The organism is Dyella sp. 2HG41-7 (assembly GCF_021390675.1).
Lineage (GTDB): Bacteria > Pseudomonadota > Gammaproteobacteria > Xanthomonadales > Rhodanobacteraceae > Dyella_B.
Map to the genome: position 1 here is coordinate 961,209 of NZ_JAJEJV010000004.1, position 18,103 is coordinate 979,311.

The window sequence follows — 18,103 nt, forward strand, 5'->3', positions numbered from 1 at the left end:
CCCGGTTAAGGAGTACAGGCGTTATGTCGAAGATGCAGATCCTTGGTTTTGCGCTATTGGGTGCGCTGCTAGCGGCGTGCTCGAGCGTGCCTTACGCGCAACGTATGCAACAGCGCCAGCAGGCGTACAGTGCCGCCGCGGGCGCGCCGGTGCGCAGCTTCCGTTTGATATTCGGCGCGCAGATTTATTCGTGGGAGCCCCTCAGCGACTCTCAGCTGGTGGTGTACACCGTGCCCAACAAGGCATATCTGTTGGACTTGTGGCCTTGCAACAATCTCACCTTCACCAACGCCATCGGTCTGACCAGTTTCGCCAATACGGTGCAATCGGGTTTCGATAAAGTGCTTACCGGACGCCCGTATATTCCGTGCATCATCAAGCAAATTCGTCCGGTGGACTTGACGCAGTTTAAGTTGGAGCAAGAAAGCCAACGCCACGTCGATAGCGTTCCGCGCAGCGATTCGGGCGCACCGCCGCCGTCAGGTAACAGCGGCTAGAACACGATGCGCGAGCCGGAGATCTACTGCCCGAAATGCACCTGGCGTCCGCTCGCGACGAGCCGTTGGCTTTGTTCGCACAACATGGGCGGTTGCGGTACGAACTGGAATACGTTCTGGACCGGTGGCGTTTGTCCTGGCTGCGGATATCAATGGGAAATCACGGCATGCCTCGCATGCCGGCAATTCTCGCTGCACAAGGATTGGTATCACTGGCCCCGGCCTGCGGAACACGACGAGCACCAAGAACGCGAGGCGGAGGAAACCGCTTCGCGTTAAACGTCGCTGTTACTGCAGAAACAATTTTTCGCTGATTTTCGCCAGCGGTTTTTCGACGACCTGCTGCAGGCGCGGCGGCAGATTGAGCGGTTTCAGTAGCATTTTCACCGTCATCTCAGCCGGAATATGTCGGCGCAACAATGCCTGCGCGGGACCGGCCACTTTCTGAAACTGGACGTTGTCGCCTTTGTGCTGCGGATAGCACTGATTGAAAACGTGGCGTAGCGCGATATCGCTGTCTTCGTTGCGAATTTCGTTGACGCGACGAAGCACCGCGCGAAACACCTTGTAACGTCCCAGCTGCTCCTGTTCGCGGTAGCGCTGGAAATGCTGATAAAAGTGCTTGTAATGGCGCACTTCGTCACTCTTGATGTGATGCGTCAGCTGCTTGAGCACCGGCTCGTCGACGATGTCGTTCAAGGCGCGATAGAGGCTCGCGGTGCCGGTTTCCACCACGCAGCGCGCCGCCAGTTCGAGGCCGCGCGAGGGTTCGAGCTGCTCATCGGTACACAACGCGCCGTAGTCGTTCCAGAACGCCTGGAAGCCGGCGTTCCAGTCGAATTCCGGCCATACATGCTGCACGTAGGCGGCGAGGGCGCGGCCGTGCTGCATTTCCTCATGCTCCCAGTGTTCGCGCAGCCAGCCTTGCAGCTCCAGGTCGCCGTCGAAATGGGCGATCAGGTTATGGGTGTAGAGATCCGATCCGCTTTCGACGAAAGACGCGCTGCACAACAGCATGAAGAGATTCTCGTCGTGCCGTACGCGCGCCATGTCGATCTCGGCGAAATTCAGACTTTCCAGAGTCCAAGGCAGGACGATGCTGTAATCCACGTTGCGTTTCCTGTGCAAATAGCCACCCGGTCTATGACAGATCGGGGACAACAGGATAAACGGTGAACGACCGTCCGGATTAATACAAGCCGACCTGGCTCTTTTTATGCCTACCGGACGACGGTCACCGGCACATGGGCCCCGGCCAGCACGTCCTCGGATACCGAGCCCAATAGCCAGCGGCCCAGGGCGCCGCGTACGGTATGGCCGATCACGATATGGTCGATGGGGTGCTGCCGCACCTGGGTAAGCAGGGCGTCGCCCGGGCTACCGTGGGTAATTTCCAGGTCTACCAGGGCGTCGACATCGGCGGCCAGATGGCGCAGCTCCTGCTGCAGCTCCCGGGTCCGTTCGGCGGCCGAGTCGGTCATCATCAGGGCGCAGGCGTCGGCGCCGCCTTGGGTCACCTGCAGTACCGAAACGACTCGCACCCGACCGTTGCAGGCCCTTGCGATGTCCATGGCGAAACGGAAGGCGCGCTGCGAACTTTCGGAGCTGTCGTAACCGACGAGCGAATACTTGGGCATGTTTCCTCCATCGCCAGAGCACCCGTGCCGCGTTCCAGTGTGCGCGGCGCGTTGTTAGTTAATCATCAAGCGATAGGAAACAACAGAAGGGCAGCATGCCGTCGATACGGACGGAGGGCCTGTGGCGCGTCAACGGCGGCATCACAAAAACTTGCCGATCCTGAACGCGCCACGGCGATCTTGGCGTTTTGTTCAGATCGCCGCGCCGACACTTTCCCCCACGGCGTGGACGAGCCATGCCGATGCGTAAGGAGACCCCTATGAGTAAGCGTACGTTCGGTTTGACGGCTGCGATGGTGCTGTGCGCCGGTGCCCTGACGGGCCTGCCCGCTATGTCGGCGCACGCAGCGAAAGCGCCGGTGAAGTGCCACCTGACTTATAGTCTTTCGGGGTGGTCGGCCATTTACCAGCATGCCGAAGGGCATGGCAGTGTGACGTGCGATAACGGACAGGCTTCCGCTGTGACGATCAGCATGCACGGCGGCGGACTGACGGCCGGTAAGTTCCACGTCAGCGGTCGTGGCGATATCAGCAATGTGTACGGCATCAGCGATGTGTACGGCAGCTACGCGCAGGCCGGCGCTTCGGCGGGTGTGGTGCGTAGCGGTACGGCTCAGGTGTTGAGCAAGGGCACCACGTCCATCGCGCTTAGCGGTACGGGCGAAGGTATCAACCTTGGCGTAGCGATCGACGCGTTCAAAATCGAACCGGCCCGCTAAGGCGCAACACGTTCCAAGCGATCGACGAAAGGCGCCTTGCGGCGCCTTTCGTTTGTGCGCGTCAGCGTATACTCCGTTCCACCTTGTGCAGTGGGAGTTTTGTCCATGCGTCGCTTGTTGATCGCGCTTGCGATGATTGGCCTTTTAGGCCTTTCGGCTATTCCTGCGCTTGCCGAAGTGCATGGAGGAAATCCGCAAGTAGGCCAGCCGACGCCGGCGTTTCGCCTGCAGGATCAAAACGGTCACTGGCGCAGTCCGGCCGATTATCACGGCCATTGGCTCGTGCTGTATTTCTATCCGAAGGATTTCACGCCCGGCTGCACCACCGAGGTCTGCACGTTCCGCGATGAGGTCGTCAAATTGCGTCAGGCCGGTGCGGACGTCGTCGGCGTGAGTCTGGATAATGTCAAATCGCATACGGAATTCGCCGCGAAATACCACGTGCCGTTTCCGCTGCTTTCCGATGCGAATCGCCAGGTCGCTATCAGCTATGGCGTGCTGACGTCCGCGGTCGGATTCCATTTCGCCAAGCGCACCACGTTTCTCATCGACCCGAACGGCAAGATCGCGAAGATCTATCGCGACGTCGATCCCAAGGAAAACGCAGGCCAAGTGCTGACCGATCTCGGCACGTTGAAGAAGGCTGCCGCCTGATGCTCATTTCACGTTTCGATTCGGGTTTGCGAAAGAAACCCGGCTTCGCCTGGTGGCGCATGTTGACCTGGGTATTGCTGCTGTTTGCCGCATTCGGCGGCGTGCAATACATCCATCACGCGCAGCAAGTGTGGGGCGCGATGCAGAACGTGTCGTCTGGCGACACCGACAGCGCCAAGGCGCTGCGCGACATGCTGACTTGGGACCTCGGTTATCTCGCGGCGTCGCTGGTGGTGATCGTCGCTTGCGCCGGATGCATCATGCGGCAAGCCTGGGCGCGTTCGGTGCTGCGCGCGGTGGCCCTGGTGCTCTGCGTGTGGAGCGCTTATCGCGGCGTGCTGCTGTGGCATCAATGGAGTGCGCTCGATCAAGCGGGCGACCCGTCTCTTCTGCAATTGGCCGAATTCAAGCGAGTGCTCCTGACCACCCTGGCGCTTAGGGTCGTTGCAGTCATTGCGTTGCTATGGCTCGCCTGGCAGTTGGGCCAGCCCGCGGTACGCCTGCAATTTCGGCCACGTCCAGGCTGATTCAGCGGCAGTTATCCCGTTGCCCTTTATCGCTGTGAGCCTTCGAGCGATGGAGAGTGGCGACATGCGTGTAAACCGTTGGCAGGCTGCGTGGGTGCTGATGCTCGCCGGAGGCTGTCTGCACGCGCAGGATCTTTCTACCGTTTGCCATGCGACCAGCAGTTACGACCTGACCGTGCAACCGAGCCGGTTGACGTTCGATCGCGCTTCGCCGGCGCCGACGCGCGTCGTGATCGGTTCCGGCAGCCTGCAGACCGACGGGCAGGCGGTGTCGCTCAATGCGGAAGATCAAGATCGCGTCGCGCTGTTTCTGCGTGAGACCGAAGCGCTGGTGCCGCGCGTCAAAGCCGTCGTGCAGCGCGGCGTGGATATCGCGGTGCAGGCAATCCAACAGGAGTCGGCCACGCTCAATCTCGACGACGAAACGCGTGTTGAACTGCAGCGTCGCCTGCAAACCGATGCATCGAATCTGCACCAGCGCGTCGCCGCGAGCGAAAGCACGCACGATTGGCACGGCGATGCCGCCAATCAATATGCCAATCAGTTGATCAGCGATATTGCGCCATTGATTGCCGGGTCGCTGGGACAACAGGCCATCACTGCCGCGATGAGCGGCGATTTGCAGCAAGCGGCGGCGTTGCGCGATCAGGCTTCGAATCTGGCGAGCGGTTTTCAGCCCCGTCTGCAACAGCGGCTGCAGGTGTTGCGACCCGACATTCAGGCGCTGTGCCCGGATATTCAGCGCCTGTCGGCCTTGCAGGAAGGGTTGCGCGCGAGCAATGGACGTCCGTTGAATCTTATTCAGGTCGGCCAATGAAACCTCAGCTGAGCGAAAGGTCCTTATGACAGGTGTATTTAACCGCCGCTAAGTCCTTGTCCTGCAACATGTCGCCCATCGTGGACCGCCCAGGCAGGAAACGACCTCGTGTCGCACGCAATCCAACATCTGTGTAATGGCCTGATCCGCCGCAGCATCGAGCTGCGCGCGCTGTATCGCCATGCCGCGACGCAGGTGGGCGAACCCGGGTTGCGTACGGTGCTGGAAGAAGAGGCGCAGTCCCTGAGCCAGGTCATCGCCGAATTGCAGGCGCAAATGCGCAGTCACGACAACGCGCCGGCAACGCGGCGTCGCGTGATCGGCGCGGTGCGCTATCAATTCGACACGCTGATACCGCGCAACGACGACGCCTGGATACGTTTGTTAGCGCACCATGAGCAAATCCTTTTGCGCGCGTTCGAACGCAGCCTTTCGAAGCTGGGCCCCGGCGATATGACCACGGCGCTGCGTCGCCAGCTGTCGCGCTTGCATTCCATCGACCTGGATATGAATAGCCTGTCCAAGGCGATCGGCGTCGGGCACTAAGCGTGTCCGCCCCAGCGCCTGACGCGTTGGCGGTGCTGCAGTTCTGGTTCGATCCTGCCAATAGCGAACATTGGTTCGCGGCCGATCCCGATTTCGATGCAGCGATCCGCAATCGATTCACCGGAACCCTACAACGCGCGATCGATGGCGAGCTCGGCGACTGGGCGAACAACCCGCAAGGATGGCTTGCGCTGCTGATCGTATTGGATCAGTTTCCGCGCAACCTGTATCGCCATGATCCACGTGCATGGGCCCAAGACCTTCCGGCACAGCAACTCGCCGTGTGGGGCATCGAGGAAGGTTTTGACCGTCGTTTGACGGCCGCCGAGCGCGTCTTCGCCTACATGCCACTCGAACATGCCGAAGATATAAGGCTGCAACGGCGATGCGTGCGATTGCTCGAAGCCTTGTGCGACGACGTGCCCGCACAAGAGCGCGATCGCTACACCGATTTTCTCGATTATGCTCGGCGACACGAATCGGTGATCGCGCGCTTCGGCCGCTTTCCGCATCGCAATGCGATGCTTGGCCGAACCAATACCTCGGAAGAACAGAAGTATCTCGATCAACCCAATTCTGGATTTTAGTTGGCGGCCAAAGCCATGGAACTTGGCCTCGTTACGACAAGGAGCATGTCATGCGTCGGTTGTTGTGTTTTGCATTGTTGGTGATGACCTTCAGCGCGCACGCGCTGGAAAGTTTGCGCGTTGGCAGTCAGGTATTGTCGGTGGGCGATAGCGCCGAGCGCGTCAAGGAATTGCTGGGGAAGCCTTCCGGACACGCAAAGAGTTCCGGTTCGAGCAAAAGCGGCGCTCGCAAAGGCGCGTCGAAATCCTCCGGCAAGGGCAAAAGCAAACTGAAAGTGGCGAGCGCCGAAAACAAAGGCACGCAGTGGCAATACCGGCGCGACGGACATACCACCACCATCACCATTGTCGACGGCAAAGTCGCGCATATCGAAGACGTGGCGCGCTAAGGCGGGTTGCGCAGTGTTCGCAGCAACGCTTGCGGCTCCCATCGAACGTAGGATTTCTCCGCTTCCCGAATCAGCCGAACAAGATAAGCGTTGGCCGGCGCGTGCAAGCCCTTCGACTTCGCTAACGCGACGATTTCGCCGTTGATGTAATCCACCTCGGTGCGCCGCTTTGCCTGCAGATCGTCCCAGGTGGACGAGCGGGCCAAGGGATCGATGGCAAGCATGCGCGATGCGATCCGATGAAACATCGCATCCTGCAGCGACAACACGGTTGGCAGCCAACGTGCGGGCAGGGCTGTCAGCTGGGCGGGACGAATGCCTGCGGCATGCAATACGTGCAAGCCTTCTCGCTGCAGCAGCGCCAAGCATTGGCGCCAGCCGCGGTGCGCAAGTTCCTCGCGTAACGGCAATCCGCTGAGGGCGTTAAGCGGGTTGTTGAGATTGATCAGCAGCTTCGCCCACAGCACCGCTTGCATATCGTCGCGTTGTTGCAGCGGCAATTGGCTGGCGGAAAACGCTGCAAGCAACGGTGCGAGCGCCGGCGAGCGCTCCACCATCAATTCGCCGGAAGATCCCTGATGAAAATGCGCGGGTTCCGGTTGCGCGACATTGAACGGCACCATCCCCGACAACACCTGACAAGCGGGAAGCGCCGCGCGCAATTCGGCCGCGTTGCGCACGCCATTTTGAAAGCTGATCACCAGCGCGCCAGGTGCGAGCACTTCCGTCAATTCATGCGCGACGTCCATGGTGGCAGCCGATTTCACCGTCACGAGTACGGCGTCGACATCCCGTGCGGCATCGGCTTGCGTGGCGATATCGAGGGATGCGGACGAAAGATGCTGTCGATAACCGTGCAGATCGCTAACGGTGAGCCCACGTTCTTTCAACATCGTGGCGACACGTGGACGAGCGATAAAACGCACGTCCGCATGTGCGTGCAATCGCCCGCCCAGATACGTGCCGACCATGCCGGCGCCGTAGATGGCGATGCGCGGCCGTAACGTCATGCGACGCCCATGGCAACGGCGTGTCCTGCGACACGTCCTGAAAACAGGCATCCGCCGAGAAAACTCCCCTCCAGCGCGCGATAACCGTGCAGTCCACCGCCACCGAAGCCCGCGGCTTCGCCCACGGCGTACAGACCTTGTATCGGCGCGCCATCGTGACCAAGCACACGCGCCTGCAAATCGGTTTCAAGTCCACCCAACGTTTTGCGCGTAAGAACGTGCAGACGCACCGCGATAAGCGGACCGTTGGCAGGATCGAGTATGCGATGCGGTTTCGCCACACGCACCAACCGATCGCCGCGATAACGCCGTGCGTTGTGAATCGCCATCACTTGGCTGTCTTTGGCGAATGGGTTGTCGAATTGACGATCACGCGCTTCGATCTCGCGGCGCAGATGCGCGACATCCAACAACTGGCTTCCCGCGAGTTCGTTCATGCCGACAACCAGGTCGTCCAGCTTGTCCCGCACGATGAAATCGCGGCCATGACGTTTGAATGCTTCCACCGGTGCGGGCGCTTGTTTGCCGACTGCGCGCTTCGCGACCTGTCGCCAGCTCTTTCCGGTGAGATCGGGATTCTGTTCGGAACCGGAGAGCGCGAATTCGCGTCGAATGATCTGCTGATCGAGAATGAACCAGCTGTAGTCGAAACCGGTCCGCCGCAGATGTTCGAGCGTACCCATCGTGTCGAAACCGGGCCATAACGGAACGGGTAGACGATTGCCGCACGCATCGAACCACAGCGACGACGGGCCTGGAAGAATACGAATCGCATGCATCGGCCAGATCGGATTCCAGTTTTCGATGCCTTCGACGTAATGCCACATGCGGTCGCGGTTGATCAGCCGCGCGCCCGCCGATTCGGTAATGCCCAGCATGCGGCCATCGACATGCGCGGGCACGCCGCACAACATATGCTGCGGCGGCGCGCCCCATCGTTCCGGCCAATTCTTTCGCACCAATTCGTGATTGCCGCCGATGCCGCCGGACGCGACGATGATCGCTTGCGCGCGGTATTCGAATTCGCCCACGACCTCGCGCGAACTCGGTTTGCCGCGTTCGATGGAGTCGTCGGCCAATCGTGCACCGTGTACGCCGACGACCGCGCCACGTTCGACGAGCAATCCGTCGACGCGGTGACGGAATGCGAACGTCAGTAACCCTTTTGCTTGTGCTTCCTGCACGCGCCGTACGAACGGTTCGAGCACGCCCGGACCGGTGCCCCACGTCACATGAAAACGCGGCACGGAGTTGCCGTGACCGAACGCGCCGTAGCCGCCACGTTCGGCCCAACCCACCACGGGAAACCAACGCATGCCCATCGCGTGCAACCACGCGCGTTTTTCGCCCGCCGCGAAATCGACGTACGCCTGCGCCCACTGTCGCGGCCAGTGATCCTCCGGGCGATCGAACGCGGCCGTGCCGATCCAGTCCGCCAGGGCGAGTTCATGCGAGTCGCGCACACCCATGCGACGCTGCTCGGGCGAATCGACGAAGAACAGGCCGCCGAAGGACCAGAACGCTTGTCCGCCCAGGCTTTGCTCAGGCTCCTGTTCAACCACCACGACGCGTTTGCCGGCATCGGTCAGCTCTGTGGCGGCAACCAGGCCGGCGAGGCCTCCTCCCACCACGATCGCATCGCTGGATTCCATCGATGGCCCCTGATCCGCATGCCCAGACAGCAACTTATCGCGCACCCGCATATTTGCCTATGTGCGCTGCGCCATTGGTGGATCGCGCGGTCCATGACCGATGGCAGGGAATGACGTACGGCTCATGCCATCGAACCGCTGCGGGTTAAACCTTATGCGCACTGGCGCGCATCCAAACACGCAATAGCAGTTCGGATGGTATTCCTGGGAGGGACTCGTTTATGCGTCGTTATCTGCTTTCATCGTTACCCTTGCTCGCGCTCGCCTTTGCGGGTGGCGCGCAGGCGAGCGGCTTCCATGCGCATCACGATCTGGAGTGCCCTTACTCCACCGACTACGACGTGCAGGTGAAGCCGAGCGGCATTGCGTTTACGCGTCATGATGGCGATCCCGGCGACGTTTTCATGCACGACGGCGCGCTGCGCGTCGATGGCCACGACGTATCCGTTTCCCATGCCGATGCTGTGCGCTTGCGCGACTACGAACAACAGGTGCGCGATTTGGTGCCTGCCGTGGCCGCCATAGCGCGCGATGGTGTAGACATCGGTTACGCCGCGCTTACAACCGTGGTTGCGACGTTGTCTGAAGACGCCGACGAACGTACGCGCCTGATGCAGGAACTGCGCGACCGTCATGCCGATGCGCGACAACATATCGACGACACGCTGGGTCGCGGCACGTGGCAATCCGGTGATGGCGCCGAATTCTTTGACCACAACTTGCAACATACCGTGGCCGATATGGTGGGAACGGTGACGGGCGATGTCGTGAAAGATGCGCTGAGCGGCGATCCCCATCGACTGGCGGCATTGCAAGCACGCACCGATTCCCTGGACACCACACTCGACAAGGCGATCAACGAGCCTGCCGACAAGCTCAGTCAACGTGCGCAGGCGTTGTGTCCGCAATTAGGCCAGCTTCAACAGTTGGAACAACAATTTCAATTCCGCCTCGCCAATGGCGAGCGCCTGCAGCTGATTTCCATCGACAAGGAACGTACCGACAAGGCGAGCCAATACGCCAAACGTTAGCCCCCCCACCATGTTCCCCAGCATGGACAGTCACACGCCCGGCTTCCCTTCCGGGCGTTTTTTTCTCTCCCGTTGACGTTAGCGACCGAGATCTTTCAAGAACTCATTGGTGTATTGCAGCGACGTGCTGCCGCTTACGCCGTTGCATGAGTTCGACACCGACTTCTTGCCTGAACATGGTGTGTCGCGATCGAGCGACCAGTAGTGCAAGCCCGCCAAGCCGTTCGCGATCGCGTAGTTGGTAATGGTGTCGATATCGGCCACGGTCGTGATTTCACCCGACGTATTGTTTTGCCCGATCATCGGCGTGATTTCGATATGCGCAGGTGCGATGCCAAAGGTGTGTTCGAGATTCTGCACGGCTTGAACAGCCGATTGCCCCATTTCGCATGCGCCATTCACCACGACGCAGTTGGCGGTTTGCGTCTTGCCGTAGTCCATCGCCATCAGGTTGATGGTGTAGTTGGCGATGGCGGGATTGGACGCTTGCACGGCTTGCACGACTTCCTGCCCCAACGCATTGACGCCCGCGTAGCTTCCGTTCGACGCGGCCAGCGTCGCTACAGTGAAGGAAAAATGCAGGTTCGGATATTGCGTTTGCACGGCAGCTACATCGGCGATCAGCTGCTGAATTTCGGCCTGCGTCTGGCTGCTCTCGATATCGAAATCGACACCCACCATCTGCGGCGTGTAGTAGCTGGCGATAAAGCTGGCGAAGGCGCTCGGCGTAGCGCAAGTAAATACGCCTCCGGCGCCGCCAGTAGAAACGATGTAATTCAGTCCCGCGCTCGACAACGCGCCGATATTCGCCGAGATAAAGGCCGGCGCGGAAAGTCCGGCCCAACTTTCGCTGCCACATGCGCCGGTCGCAAACGACAACGTCACCGCGCCAAGCTGCGGTTCCTGCGTGGCGAAAAAGCTGCCGCTGCCGACCAAGGGAAGCGACGTTCCCGACGCCGCCGTCTGCATCGTGTCGTTGCTCCAGTTCATATCGACGGTGATGTCTTTGTAGGGGCTGAACAACATGGAGCTCGGCGCGGTGGCGGCTTTCGCCTGGGATGGCAGGCATGCGGCCATCGCGCATATCAAGGCCGTCAGCACGGTGCGCTCAAGCATCTTCTTCTGCGTTGCGAGCATGTCGATGTTCTCCGGTAGAAGGAATGGTTACGTGTCGCACGCACCAACAAACACCGCACTGGCGATACGTTGCCGCCAGAATCTTTCACTCATCGAAATGTGCTGCTAACCCCTGCCCAAGCGTTGGCGGGCTTTCGCTATATGTCGCCCTGCAGCGCACTTGTCCAGCTGCGTTGCACAAGCGTGAAAGGTTTGCGCTCCATTCGCGTTTCCGCGCTGCTAGGCTTTGCCCAGTTCTGCCAGGGATTGCCTTATGTTCGAGCGCCTTCTAGCCCTTTCACGCGATGACCTGATCGCGTTCTTCCAAGTGCACGGACCGGCCTTGATTGGCGCCTTGCTGGTGCTGCTGATCGGCGGTTGGTTGGCGGCGCGTGTCTCGAATTTCCTGCAGCGCGCGATGCACCGGGCATCGATCGATCCGACCTTGAGCGGTTTCTTGCGCAATCTGCTGTACGGCGTGTTGATCGCCGTCTTGATCGTGATCGCCTTACAGACTGCCGGCGTTCCGAGCGCGCCATTGCTGGCCGCGCTGGGTGCGGGCGGTTTGGCGATCGGTCTTGCTTTGCAGGGGTCGCTCAGCAATCTGGCGTGGGGCGTGCTGCTGATCGTGTTCCGCCCATTCAAGATCGGTGATTACATCCAGGCGGGCGGGATCGATGGCACGGTGCTCGCCATCAATTTGATGCATACGCAGCTGGTGTTGGCGGATAACCGCGAAGCCGTCGTGCCCAATGCGAAGATCGGCGCCGAAGCCATCGTCAACTACAGCCGCCGGGGCACGCGGCGTTTCGAGCTGCGCGTAGGTATCGGTTATGGCGACGACATCGGTAAGGCCATCGCCGTCATGCAGCGTCTGGCCGCTGCCGATCCGCGTATTTTGCAAGACCCCGCGCCCACCGTCTGGACCGACAGCCTGGGCGAAAGCGCCGTGATTTTGCTGTTGCGTGCGTATAGCTCAACCAGCGATTTCTGGCCGGCGCAGACCGATTTGCTGCGCGCCGTGAAGGAAACCTTCGACGCCGAAGGCATCCACATTCCCTATCCGCAACGTGAGGTGCGCGTGGTGGGCGGGACGGTCGAGATCAAAAAGTAGGACAAATTCTGCGCATACGTATGCGCATGGCCTTCTATTGGCGTTTTTGGCATGTCCGTGAAGCATGACGGTTGCTATGATGGAAGCCTTGCGGTCGCCTCAGCCCTCCCCATGCGGCCGCCCTCGTTCCGCAGGAGAAATCATGGCCGACCTGAAAGAAGCCCGCGTTCCAGATATCGGCGGTCACGCCGATGTGCCCGTCATTGAGGTATTGGTCAAGGCCGGTGATACGGTCGAGAAGGATCAAAGCCTGATCACCCTGGAGTCGGACAAGGCCACGATGGAAGTGCCCGCGCCCTTCGCCGGCACGGTCAAGGAAGTGAAATTGAAGGTCGGCGACGAAGTCTCCGAGGGCGCTCTGATCGCCATGATCGAGGCTTCCGATGGCGCCGCCGCGCCGGCGCCGGCCAAGGCTGAAGCGCCTGCTAAAGCGCCCGCCCCGGCTCCCGCGCCAGCCCCCGCACCCGCCCCGCAGGCGAAGGAAGAACCCGCGCCGATCGGCGGTCGCAGCGTGCTGCCGGGCAATGCGCCCGAGGGCGATGTGGCGCCGCAAGCCCGTCCGCCATTCGACGCCAAACTGGTGATGCCGGGCGACGCGCCTTACGCCACGCCGGCCATCCGCGCGTTTGCGCGCGAGCTGGGCGTGGACATCCATCAGGTGAAGGGCAGCGGCCACAACGGCCGCATTGTGCGCGAAGACATCACCGCTTACGTCAAGCATGCGCTCGCTTCCGGCGCGCGTCCCGTGCAAGGCGGTGCGGCGACGGGCGGCGGCGGTCTCAATCTGTTGCCGTGGCCAAAGGTCGACTTCGCCAAGTTCGGCGAGATCGAAGAAAAGCCGCTGTCGCGCATCCAGAAGATTTCCGGCGCGAACCTCGCGCGTAACTGGGCGATGATCCCGCACGTCACCCAGCACGAAGACGCCGACATCACCGAGCTGGAAGCTTTCCGCAAAAAGCTCGGCGAAGAGAACAAGGATCTGAAGATCACGCCGCTGGTGTTCCAGATCAAAGCGGTGGTCGCAGCACTGAAGAAATTCCCGCAGTTCAATGCCTCGCTGGACGAAAGCGGCGAGAAGCTGATCCTTAAGAAGTACTTCCACGTTGGCATCGCGGTGGATACGCCCGACGGCCTGGTGGTGCCGGTGATCCGCGATTGCGACAAGAAAGGTTTGTTGGATCTGGCGATCGAGCTTGGCGAGATTTCCAAAAAGGCGCGCGACAAGAAGCTCGGCCCGGCCGATATGTCCGGTGGCTGCTTCTCGATCTCCTCGCTCGGCGGCATCGGCGGCACGGCGTTCACGCCGATCGTCAACGCGCCGGAAGTGGCGATCCTCGGCGTCTCCAAGGCGCAGACCAAGCCGGTGTGGAACGGCAAGGAATTCGCACCGCGCCTGATTCTGCCGCTGTCGCTCAGCTACGACCATCGCGTGATCGACGGCGCATTGGCCGCACGTTTCGCGTCCTTCCTCGCCACGCAGCTCGGCGACATCCGCCGCCTGTTGCTCTGACGGGGAGACGATCATGGCCAATACGATTGAATTGAAAGTCCCCGATATCGGCGGTCACGAAGGCGTGCCGGTGATCGAAGTGATGGTGAAAGCCGGCGACACCGTGGCGAAGGAACAAAGCCTTATCACGCTGGAGTCGGACAAGGCGACAATGGAAATTCCGGCCAGCGCGGCGGGTGTCATCAAGGAACTCAAGCTCAAGGTGGGCGATGAGGTTTCCGAAGGTGCGGTCATTGCGATTTTGGAAACCGTCGGCGAAGCCGACACCGCGTCCCCCTCTCCCTCTCGGGGAGAGGGCAGGGGTGAGGGGCCAACCTCGCCGACGCCTTCCGCAAGCCCCACCCCCTCACCTCAATCCTCTCCCCGGAAGGGAGAGGAGGCGAAGGCGCCGCAAGCGGCAGCGTCATCTGGAAGAGCCGCCGATATCGAATGCAAACTCGTCGTGCTGGGCTCCGGCCCCGGCGGTTACACGGCCGCGTTCCGCGCGGCCGATCTCGGCGTCGATACCGTGCTGGTGGAACGCTACGCAGCGCTCGGCGGCGTGTGCCTCAATGTCGGCTGCATTCCGTCCAAAGCGTTGCTGCATGCCGCCGCGGTGATCGATGAAGCGGAAGCCATGGCCGCACACGGCGTGAGCTTCGGCAAACCAAAGATCGATATCGACAAGTTGCGCGGCTTCAAAACCAAGGTGGTCGGCCAGCTCACTGGCGGTCTCGCCGGCATGGCCAAGCAACGCAAGGTTCGCACCGTGCAAGGTGTCGGCGCCTTTGTGTCGCCGAACGAGATGGAAGTGGAAACGGCCGACGGCAAAAAGCTGATCCGTTTCGAAAACGCCATCATCGCCGCCGGTTCGCAAGCAGTGCGTCTGCCCGCGTTCCCGTGGGACGACGATCGCATCATGGATTCCACCGGCGCACTGGAATTGAAAGACGTTCCGGCGAAATTGCTCGTGGTCGGCGGCGGCATCATCGGTCTGGAAATGGCGACCGTGTACGCCGCGCTCGGCAGCGAAGTGACCGTAGTCGAATTTATGGACCAGATCATTCCCGGCGCCGATGCCGACTTGATCAAGCCGCTCGCCAAACGTTTGGGCGGCAAGCTCAAGGGCGTGCACTTGAAGACCAAGGTGGTGGAAGCCAAAGCCACCAAGAAAGGCATCGAAGTCAGCTACGAAGGCGAAAGCATTCCGGCGACCACCGTGTTCGATCGCGTGCTGGTGTCCGTGGGGCGTTCGGCGAACGGCAACAAGATCGGTGCGGACAAGGCCGGCGTTGCGGTGACCGAGCGCGGCTTTATCAACGTCGACACGCAGATGCGCACCAACGTGTCGCATATCTTCGCCATCGGCGATCTGGTCGGCCAGCCGATGCTGGCGCACAAGGCCACGCACGAAGCGAAAGTCGCCGCGGAAGTCGTCGCCGGCATGAAGAGCCATTTCGATGCGCGCGTGATTCCGTCGGTGGCATACACCGATCCGGAAATCGCCTGGGTCGGCGTCACCGAACGCGAAGCGAAAGAAAAAGGCTTGAAGATCGGCGTGGGCAAGTTCCCGTGGGTCGCCAGCGGTCGCGCCATTGGCATTGATCGCACCGAAGGCTTCACCAAGTTGCTGTTCGACGAAGAAACGCATCGCGTCGTCGGCGGCGCCATCGTGGGTCCGCATGCGGGCGATCTGATTTCGGAAATCGCCTTGGCGATCGAAATGGGTTCGGAGGCGGCGGATATCGGTTTGACGATTCATCCGCATCCGACGCTCAGCGAATCGGTCGGCATGGCTGCCGAAGCTTACGAAGGCACCATTACCGATCTGTACATGCCGAAGAAAAAGTAACACGCGTTGCGTTGATCGCAGCACAAAAAAGCCCGGAGCGATCCGGGCTTTTCTTTTTGGGCGAACGCCGCATGACGTGCGGCATTTTACCGAGCCGTATCGTCTTCGATAAACAAATCGCTCTGCGACACAAAACTGTCCTGATCGACAAAGCTCGACAATCCGACGCCGACGAGGCGATAGCGGCTGTCGGCAGGACGCTCCACTCGATCGCGAAGCGCGCATGCGATATCCGCCAATGCGTTCGCCGAGTGCGGACGGATGGATGGCGTCAAACTACGCGTAAGCGTGTGAAAGTCGGACGTCTTGAGTTTCAGCACAATGGTGCGCGCAATACGTCCGCGTTGCGCTTCGCGTTCGTGCGCAGTCCAGGTTTTTTCCGCAAGCCGACGAATATGTGGTTCGAGTTCGTCGAGCGTCAAATCGTTTTCGAAGGTGTCTTCGGATGACACCTGCATCGTCAGCTGATTCGGTTGCACGGGATGATCGTCGATGCCTAGCGAGAGTTCGTGTAGGCGACGACCCCAGCGGCCGAAGCGGAACTCCAAATCGGCAAGCGTGAACGCGCGCAATTCGTTGACGGTTTGAATGCCAAGCGCCGCCAATTTCGTCTCCATCACCTTGCCCACGCCGGGCAGGCGATTCACCGGCAATGGGGCTAAAAAATCGAGAATTTGATGTGGGCGAATAACGAACAATCCGTCCGGCTTCTTCCAATCCGAAGCAATCTTGGCGAGAAACTTATTCGGCGCGACGCCGGCCGACGCGGTGAGTTGCGTTTCTTCGCGGATCGCGGCGCGAATCGCTTCGGCGGTAGCGGTTGCGCTTGGCAAGCCGGTCTTGGTCGCGGTGACGTCGAGATACGCTTCGTCGAGCGACAACGGTTCGATCAGATCGGTATGGCGCGCAAAGATCTCACGCACGTGCCGCGACACCGCTTTGTAACGCACGAAATCCGGCGGCACGAAAATCGCTTGAGGACAAAGTCGCTCCGCGCGCACCGCTGGCATGGCCGAACGCACGCCGAATTTGCGCGCCTCATAGCTCGCCGCACATACCACCGAACGCGCACCGCGCCACGCTACAACGACGGGCTTGCCGCGCAGCGAAAGATCGTCGCGCTGCTCCACCGATGCGTAGAACGCATCCATGTCGACGTGAAGAATCTTGCGTGGCGCGTCGGGCACAAGCGTGGCGATAGAAGGTTAACGACGAAGTTGATGAGAGAAGCCGTAGCTCGGTTGTCCTGATGCCAGTCGCGCGGCGTACCGGCGTTTCGGAAAGTTATGGACCGAACGTCCAGCGCGATCCATGCGCGATTAGTATTGATAGTCGGCTGACCTATTGCAAACACACCTGCGCCCGCCGCGATAAGACGGGCGCAGGATGCGCTATCGACACTGTTACATCGCGTCTTCGCGCGCTAAACGTTGCACGCGTTCAGCGATATGCCTTGCGAAACGTTCGGCGGCGTCGGGTCGTTCGGCCAGGAACAGCGACGGTTCGATCAACTCCAATTCCATGATGAGGAATTGATCGCCGACCACCACGCCGTCGACACGGGCGTAGGCAGGTTTGCGAAAACCCAAGGCCGAGACCGCGGCAACCGTTTTGCCGGCGGCGTTCAAGATGGCATCGTCGGGTGTGGCTTGCTCCATGGTGCCGCCGTGTTTTTCTTGCACGCGGTAATCGCCCGTTGTCGGACGTTTGAGAACAGCGTGGCTATACGCGCCGTCGAAATAGAGCAGCGACCATTCGCCGTTACTGGCGACCTCGGGTACGAACGGTTGCACGAGATAGTCGAATTCTTTCGGCAACTGCGTCAGCGCATGTTGAAATTCCGCTGTGCCCGTTTCCCCTCGCACGGTATGCCAAGCACCGCCGCTTACGGTGGGTTTGATCACCACATGACGATCCGATAAGGAGAGCGATGCTTCCTGCAAGTCGCGTCCATGCACCACGCGCGTTGGAATTATCGGGATACCGATCCGTTCGAGATCGAGTAGATAACGCTTGTCGCCGTTCCAGCGCAGCGTTTGCGTGTCGTTGATGGTGGTGACGCCTTGTCGTTCTAGCGTTTGCAGCCAAGCGAGATATGCGTCGTAGTGCTCGAAGTAGTCCCAGATGGTGCGTATCAACACGGCGTCGAACGCGGTCCAATCGACAGCAGGATCGTTCCACACGCATACCGTGGGTTGAATATCCAGCAATTCCAACATCGCAACGAACACGACATCGTCCACATGGACGTTGGGAAACTCGTGGGACGAGGCGATGGCAAGACGAATTTCGGAAACGGGCGCAGACATACAAACACCTCCAAATGATTGGGGTGGGCGCCCTTGCATCTTGGGGTGGTCGGCGGACCGAGCGTGGCGGACCGATGTCCGTCGCAGCACCCCTCGGGGCCGATGCGCCGTCGTAGTAGGTCACGGCGCGTGACCACTCAAGTATCGGAGCTCCGAT

The 18,103-nt window shown here is 60.6% G+C and carries 19 protein-coding genes and 1 riboswitch; of the genes, 12 read left to right on the forward strand and 7 right to left on the reverse strand.

What is annotated here, in order from left to right; all coding sequences use genetic code 11:
• The first annotated feature begins 23 nt into the window (after window positions 1-23).
• On the forward strand, window positions 24-497 hold the full coding sequence (locus tag L0U79_RS05685) for a DUF6491 family protein (RefSeq protein WP_233840916.1): 474 nt from the start codon (window positions 24-26) through the stop codon (window positions 495-497).
• A 288-nt stretch (window positions 498-785) separates the two neighbouring features.
• On the opposite strand, the gene L0U79_RS05690 is transcribed toward L0U79_RS05685, so the two are convergent.
• Window positions 786-1,607, reverse strand: coding sequence for a ferritin-like domain-containing protein (locus L0U79_RS05690; protein ID WP_233840917.1), 822 nt, complete (start codon window positions 1,605-1,607; stop codon window positions 786-788).
• Window positions 1,608-1,717: 110 nt separating this feature from the next.
• Complete coding sequence (locus L0U79_RS05695) at window positions 1,718-2,134, reverse strand: universal stress protein (RefSeq protein WP_233840918.1); 417 nt, start codon at window positions 2,132-2,134, stop codon at window positions 1,718-1,720.
• A 260-nt stretch (window positions 2,135-2,394) separates the two neighbouring features.
• On the opposite strand from L0U79_RS05695, the gene L0U79_RS05700 reads away from it, so the two are divergent.
• The 7 genes from L0U79_RS05700 to L0U79_RS05730 all read left to right on the forward strand — a co-directional run bounded on the left by L0U79_RS05700 (window position 2,395) and on the right by L0U79_RS05730 (window position 6,373).
• Window positions 2,395-2,853 carry a hypothetical protein gene (locus L0U79_RS05700; RefSeq protein WP_233840919.1) on the forward strand — a complete coding sequence of 153 codons (459 nt, stop codon included), beginning with the start codon at window positions 2,395-2,397 and terminating at the stop codon, window positions 2,851-2,853.
• Window positions 2,854-2,958: 105 nt separating this feature from the next.
• On the forward strand, window positions 2,959-3,507 hold the full coding sequence (locus L0U79_RS05705; protein ID WP_233840920.1) for a peroxiredoxin: 549 nt from the start codon (window positions 2,959-2,961) through the stop codon (window positions 3,505-3,507).
• Entirely contained in the window at window positions 3,507-4,034 is a 528-nt protein-coding gene (locus L0U79_RS05710; RefSeq protein WP_233840921.1) for a hypothetical protein, read from the forward strand. Before L0U79_RS05705 ends, L0U79_RS05710 begins: the two co-directional genes overlap by 1 nt.
• A gap of 64 nt (window positions 4,035-4,098) precedes the next feature.
• On the forward strand, window positions 4,099-4,851 hold the full coding sequence (locus L0U79_RS05715; protein ID WP_233840922.1) for a DUF2884 family protein: 753 nt from the start codon (window positions 4,099-4,101) through the stop codon (window positions 4,849-4,851).
• Between the two features lie 108 nt (window positions 4,852-4,959).
• Complete coding sequence (locus L0U79_RS05720; RefSeq protein ID WP_233840923.1) at window positions 4,960-5,397, forward strand: DUF2383 domain-containing protein; 438 nt, start codon at window positions 4,960-4,962, stop codon at window positions 5,395-5,397.
• 2 nt (window positions 5,398-5,399) lie between these two features.
• Window positions 5,400-5,984, forward strand: a complete 585-nt coding sequence (locus L0U79_RS05725; RefSeq protein WP_233840924.1) for a DUF924 family protein — start codon at window positions 5,400-5,402, stop codon at window positions 5,982-5,984.
• Window positions 5,985-6,034: 50 nt separating this feature from the next.
• Entirely contained in the window at window positions 6,035-6,373 is a 339-nt protein-coding gene (locus tag L0U79_RS05730) for a DUF2845 domain-containing protein (protein ID WP_233840925.1), read from the forward strand.
• On the opposite strand, the gene L0U79_RS05735 is transcribed toward L0U79_RS05730, so the two are convergent.
• Both L0U79_RS05735 and L0U79_RS05740 read right to left on the reverse strand, forming a co-directional pair.
• Complete coding sequence (locus L0U79_RS05735; protein ID WP_233840926.1) at window positions 6,370-7,383, reverse strand: 2-dehydropantoate 2-reductase; 1,014 nt, start codon at window positions 7,381-7,383, stop codon at window positions 6,370-6,372. The genes L0U79_RS05730 and L0U79_RS05735 overlap by 4 nt on opposite strands.
• Window positions 7,380-9,035 (reverse strand): FAD-binding dehydrogenase, encoded by a 1,656-nt coding sequence (locus L0U79_RS05740; RefSeq protein ID WP_233840927.1) that lies wholly within the window; start codon window positions 9,033-9,035, stop codon window positions 7,380-7,382. Before L0U79_RS05740 ends, L0U79_RS05735 begins: the two co-directional genes overlap by 4 nt.
• A 221-nt stretch (window positions 9,036-9,256) precedes the next feature.
• Here L0U79_RS05740 and L0U79_RS05745 point away from each other — a divergent pair, with 221 nt between their 5' ends.
• Window positions 9,257-10,066 carry a DUF2884 family protein gene (locus tag L0U79_RS05745; protein WP_233840928.1) on the forward strand — a complete coding sequence of 270 codons (810 nt, stop codon included), beginning with the start codon at window positions 9,257-9,259 and terminating at the stop codon, window positions 10,064-10,066.
• Between the two features lie 78 nt (window positions 10,067-10,144).
• Here the strand turns inward: L0U79_RS05745 and L0U79_RS05750 are convergent, their stop codons facing one another.
• On the reverse strand, window positions 10,145-11,203 hold the full coding sequence (locus L0U79_RS05750) for a hypothetical protein (RefSeq protein WP_233840929.1): 1,059 nt from the start codon (window positions 11,201-11,203) through the stop codon (window positions 10,145-10,147).
• A 253-nt stretch (window positions 11,204-11,456) separates the two neighbouring features.
• On the opposite strand from L0U79_RS05750, the gene L0U79_RS05755 reads away from it, so the two are divergent.
• From L0U79_RS05755 to lpdA, 3 genes are all read left to right on the forward strand, one after another.
• Window positions 11,457-12,296 (forward strand): mechanosensitive ion channel domain-containing protein, encoded by an 840-nt coding sequence (locus L0U79_RS05755; protein ID WP_233840930.1) that lies wholly within the window; start codon window positions 11,457-11,459, stop codon window positions 12,294-12,296.
• A 142-nt stretch (window positions 12,297-12,438) separates the two neighbouring features.
• Window positions 12,439-13,806: a dihydrolipoyllysine-residue acetyltransferase gene (aceF, locus tag L0U79_RS05760; protein ID WP_233840931.1), complete on the forward strand. Its 1,368-nt coding sequence runs from the start codon at window positions 12,439-12,441 to the stop codon at window positions 13,804-13,806.
• 13 nt (window positions 13,807-13,819) lie between these two features.
• A complete protein-coding gene (gene lpdA / locus L0U79_RS05765) occupies window positions 13,820-15,637 on the forward strand; it encodes a dihydrolipoyl dehydrogenase (protein WP_233840932.1) in 1,818 nt (605 codons plus the stop codon).
• Window positions 15,638-15,723: 86 nt separating this feature from the next.
• Here the strand turns inward: lpdA and dinB are convergent, their stop codons facing one another.
• Together dinB and L0U79_RS05775 are read right to left on the reverse strand one after the other, a co-directional pair.
• Window positions 15,724-16,824, reverse strand: coding sequence for a DNA polymerase IV (gene dinB / locus L0U79_RS05770; RefSeq protein ID WP_345778419.1), 1,101 nt, complete (start codon window positions 16,822-16,824; stop codon window positions 15,724-15,726).
• Window positions 16,825-17,040: 216 nt separating this feature from the next.
• A complete protein-coding gene (locus tag L0U79_RS05775) occupies window positions 17,041-17,946 on the reverse strand; it encodes a hypothetical protein (RefSeq protein ID WP_233840933.1) in 906 nt (301 codons plus the stop codon).
• Between the two features lie 18 nt (window positions 17,947-17,964).
• Window positions 17,965-18,047: riboswitch (S-adenosyl-L-homocysteine riboswitch) on the reverse strand.
• Window positions 18,048-18,103: the final 56 nt, after the last annotated feature.